General features: G+C 57.6%; 2 rRNA genes. Both read right to left on the bottom strand.

Features of this window, described 5'->3' with window-relative positions:
• Window positions 1-21: 21 nt before the first annotated feature.
• Window positions 22-3147 (bottom strand): 23S ribosomal RNA (locus K7472_RS32060).
• A gap of 313 nt (window positions 3148-3460) precedes the next feature.
• A 16S ribosomal RNA gene (locus K7472_RS32055) occupies window positions 3461-4986 on the bottom strand.
• Together the 16S and 23S rRNA genes form the textbook arrangement of a ribosomal RNA operon.
• Between the last annotated feature and the right edge of the window lie 86 nt (window positions 4987-5072).

Genomic DNA, 5072 nt, shown 5'->3' with positions numbered 1-5072 from the left:
ACATAGTGGACGCGAGCAACTGAGGACAAGCCCTCGGCCTATTAGTACCGGTCAACTCCACCAGTCACCTGGCTTCCATCTCCGGCCTATCAACCCAGTCGTCTACTGGGAGCCTTACCCTCTCTAGGAGGTGGGAGTCCTCATCTCGAAGCAGGCTTCCCGCTTAGATGCTTTCAGCGGTTATCCCTCCCGAACGTAGCCAACCAGCCATGCCCTTGGCAGAACAACTGGCACACCAGAGGTCCGTCCGTCCCGGTCCTCTCGTACTAGGGACAGCCCTTCTCAAGACTCCTACGCGCACAGCGGATAGGGACCGAACTGTCTCACGACGTTCTAAACCCAGCTCGCGTACCGCTTTAATGGGCGAACAGCCCAACCCTTGGGACCGACTCCAGCCCCAGGATGCGACGAGCCGACATCGAGGTGCCAAACCATCCCGTCGATATGGACTCTTGGGGAAGATCAGCCTGTTATCCCCGGGGTACCTTTTATCCGTTGAGCGACGGCGCTTCCACAAGCCACCGCCGGATCACTAGTCCCAGCTTTCGCTCCTGCTCGACCCGTCAGTCTCACAGTCAAGCTCCCTTGTGCACTTACACTCAACACCTGATTGCCAACCAGGCTGAGGGAACCTTTGGGCGCCTCCGTTACCCTTTAGGAGGCAACCGCCCCAGTTAAACTACCCATCAGACACTGTCCCTGATCCCGATTAGGGACCCAGGTTAGACATCCAGCACGACCAGACTGGTATTTCAACAACGACTCCACAAACACTGGCGTGCCCGCTTCACAGTCTCCCAGCTATCCTACACAAGCCGAACCGAACACCAATATCAAACTGTAGTAAAGGTCCCGGGGTCTTTCCGTCCTGCTGCGCGAAACGAGCATCTTTACTCGTAATGCAATTTCACCGGGCCTATGGTTGAGACAGTCGAGAAGTCGTTACGCCATTCGTGCAGGTCGGAACTTACCCGACAAGGAATTTCGCTACCTTAGGATGGTTATAGTTACCACCGCCGTTTACTGGCGCTTAAGTTCTCAGCCTCGCCTGAACGAATCCAAGCTAACCGGTCCCCTTAACGTTCCAGCACCGGGCAGGCGTCAGTCCGTATACATCGCCTTACGGCTTCGCACGGACCTGTGTTTTTAGTAAACAGTCGCTTCTCGCTGGTCTCTGCGGCCACCCCCAGCTCAAGCAGCAAGTGCTATCACCAGGTGTGGCCCCCCTTCTCCCGAAGTTACGGGGGCATTTTGCCGAGTTCCTTAACCATAGTTCACCCGAACGCCTCGGTATTCTCTACCAGACCACCTGAGTCGGTTTAGGGTACGGGCCGCCATGAAACTCGCTAGAGGCTTTTCTCGACAGCATAGGATCATCCACTTCACCACAATCGGCTCGGCATCAGGTCTCACCCTTATATGAATGGCGGATTTACCTACCACTCGGGCTACACCCTTACCCCGGGACAACCACCGCCCGGGCTGGACTACCTTCCTGCGTCACCCCATCACTTACCTACTACCCCCTCGGGTCAGCGGCTCCACCACTCCCACCTCGTCCGAAGACTCGGCAGGCGGCTTCACGGCCTTAGCATCAGAAGATTCAGTACTGGGCGCTTCAAAGCGGGTACCGGAATATCAACCGGTTGTCCATCGACTACGCCTGTCGGCCTCGCCTTAGGTCCCGACTTACCCTGGGCAGATCAGCTTGACCCAGGAACCCTTAGTCAATCGGCGCACACGTTTCCCACGTGTGAATCGCTACTCATGCCTGCATTCTCACTCGTGAACCATCCACAACTCGCTTACACGGCTGCTTCACCCGGCACACGACGCTCCCCTACCCACCCACACCCGCGTTGGCGGTAATGTGTGAGTGACACGACTTCGGCGGTATACTTGAGCCCCGCTACATTGTCGGCGCGGAATCACTTGACCAGTGAGCTATTACGCACTCTTTCAAGGGTGGCTGCTTCTAAGCCAACCTCCTGGTTGTCTCTGCGACTCCACATCCTTTCCCACTTAGCATACGCTTAGGGGCCTTAGTCGATGCTCTGGGCTGTTTCCCTCTCGACCATGGAGCTTATCCCCCACAGTCTCACTGCCGCGCTCTCACTTACCGGCATTCGGAGTTTGGCTAAGGTCAGTAACCCGGTAGGGCCCATCGCCTATCCAGTGCTCTACCTCCGGCAAGAAACACACGACGCTGCACCTAAATGCATTTCGGGGAGAACCAGCTATCACGGAGTTTGATTGGCCTTTCACCCCTAACCACAGGTCATCCCCCAGGTTTTCAACCCTGGTGGGTTCGGTCCTCCACGACCTCTTACAGCCGCTTCAACCTGCCCATGGCTAGATCACTCCGCTTCGGGTCTAGAGCGTGCAACTATATCGCCCTCTTCGGACTCGCTTTCGCTACGGCTACCCCACACGGGTTAACCTCGCTACACACCGCTAACTCGCAGGCTCATTCTTCAAAAGGCACGCAGTCACGACACACCAAGCAAGCTTGATGCGCGACGCTCCCACGGCTTGTAGGCACACGGTTTCAGGTACTATTTCACTCCGCTCCCGCGGTACTTTTCACCATTCCCTCACGGTACTATCCGCTATCGGTCACCAGGGAATATTTAGGCTTAACGGGTGGTCCCGCCAGATTCACACGGGATTTCTCGGGCCCCGTGCTACTTGGGTGTCTCTCAAACGAGCCGCTAATGTTTCAGCTACGGGGGTCTTACCCTCTACGCCGGACCTTTCGCATGTCCTTCGCCTACATCAACGGTTTCTGACTCGCCCCACGGCCGGCAGACCGTGAACAAGAGATCCCACAACCCCGCACTGGCAACCCCTGCCGGGTATCACACCAATACGGTTTGGCCTCATCCAGTTTCGCTCGCCACTACTCCCGGAATCACGGTTGTTTTCTCTTCCTGCGGGTACTGAGATGTTTCACTTCCCCGCGTTCCCTCCACATGCCCTATGTGTTCAGGCATGGGTGACAGCCCATGACGACTGCCGGGTTTCCCCATTCGGACACCCCCGGATCACAGCTCGGTTGACAGCTCCCCGGGGCCTATCGCGGCCTCCCACGTCCTTCATCGGTTCCTGGTACCAAGGCATCCACCGTGCGCCCTTAAAAACTTGGCCACAGATGCTCGCGTCCACTATGCAGTTCTCAAACAACGACCCATCCCCCACCACCCGGTATCTACACGACACCATCGGTGAGGCCGGCCATCACCAGAAGGAACATGATCGTTCCCTCAGGACCCAACAGCGTGCCCGACCCGACCTGTTGACCCGATGCGTTCCACGCCTCCCGAAGGAAGCAGTACTAACAACGACCAACCGATCGTGCCGAGTAGTCAACGTTCCACCCATGAGCAACCACCGTCAGACATTCGCTGACGTAATGGCCCTGGACCGCATCGCAGTACGACACGGCCTCAATGCTCCTTAGAAAGGAGGTGATCCAGCCGCACCTTCCGGTACGGCTACCTTGTTACGACTTCGTCCCAATCGCCAGTCCCACCTTCGACGACTCCCTCCCACAAGGGGTTGGGCCACCGGCTTCGGGTGTTACCGACTTTCGTGACGTGACGGGCGGTGTGTACAAGGCCCGGGAACGTATTCACCGCAGCAATGCTGATCTGCGATTACTAGAGACTCCGACTTCATGGGGTCGAGTTGCAGACCCCAATCCGAACTGAGACCGGCTTTTTGAGATTCGCTCCACCTCACGGTATCGCAGCTCATTGTACCGGCCATTGTAGCACGTGTGCAGCCCAAGACATAAGGGGCATGATGACTTGACGTCGTCCCCACCTTCCTCCGAGTTGACCCCGGCAGTCTCCCGTGAGTCCCCATCACCCCGAAGGGCATGCTGGCAACACAGGACAAGGGTTGCGCTCGTTGCGGGACTTAACCCAACATCTCACGACACGAGCTGACGACAGCCATGCACCACCTGTCACCGGACTAAAAGGGGCTCCATCTCTGAAGCTTTCCCGGCGATGTCAAGCCTTGGTAAGGTTCTTCGCGTTGCGTCGAATTAAGCCACATGCTCCGCCTCTTGTGCGGGCCCCCGTCAATTCCTTTGAGTTTTAGCCTTGCGGCCGTACTCCCCAGGCGGGGAACTTAATGCGTTAGCTGCGGCACGGACAACGTGGAATGTCGCCCACACCTAGTTCCCAACGTTTACGGCGTGGACTACCAGGGTATCTAATCCTGTTCGCTCCCCACGCTTTCGCTCCTCAGCGTCAGTATCGGCCCAGAGATCCGCCTTCGCCACCGGTGTTCCTCCTGATATCTGCGCATTTCACCGCTACACCAGGAATTCCGATCTCCCCTACCGAACTCTAGCCTGCCCGTATCGAATGCAGACCCGGAGTTAAGCCCCGGGCTTTCACATCCGACGCGACAAGCCGCCTACGAGCTCTTTACGCCCAATAATTCCGGACAACGCTCGCACCCTACGTATTACCGCGGCTGCTGGCACGTAGTTAGCCGGTGCTTCTTCTGCAGGTACCGTCACTTGCGCTTCTTCCCTGCTGAAAGAGGTTTACAACCCGAAGGCCGTCATCCCTCACGCGGCGTCGCTGCATCAGGCTTTCGCCCATTGTGCAATATTCCCCACTGCTGCCTCCCGTAGGAGTCTGGGCCGTGTCTCAGTCCCAGTGTGGCCGGTCGCCCTCTCAGGCCGGCTACCCGTCGTCGCCTTGGTAGGCCATCACCCCACCAACAAGCTGATAGGCCGCGGGCTCATCCTGCACCGCCGGAGCTTTACACCCGAGAAGATGCCTTCCCAGGTCATATCCGGTATTAGACCCCGTTTCCAGGGCTTGTCCCAGAGTGCAGGGCAGATTGCCCACGTGTTACTCACCCGTTCGCCACTAATCCACCACCGAAGCGGCTTCATCGTTCGACTTGCATGTGTTAAGCACGCCGCCAGCGTTCGTCCTGAGCCAGGATCAAACTCTCCGTGAATGCTTCCCCGTAATCGGGGTGACACCACGAGAGCGGCACGAACCAGGGAGGAATAGTCCCCGTCGTGCACAGCGTCCTCGCTGTGT

Origin of the sequence: Streptantibioticus parmotrematis, assembly GCF_019890615.1 — a bacterium.
In the GTDB taxonomy this organism is placed as follows: Bacteria; Actinomycetota; Actinomycetes; order Streptomycetales; family Streptomycetaceae; genus Streptantibioticus_D; species Streptantibioticus_D parmotrematis.
This window is presented reverse-complemented; position numbering and strand designations above follow the sequence as displayed.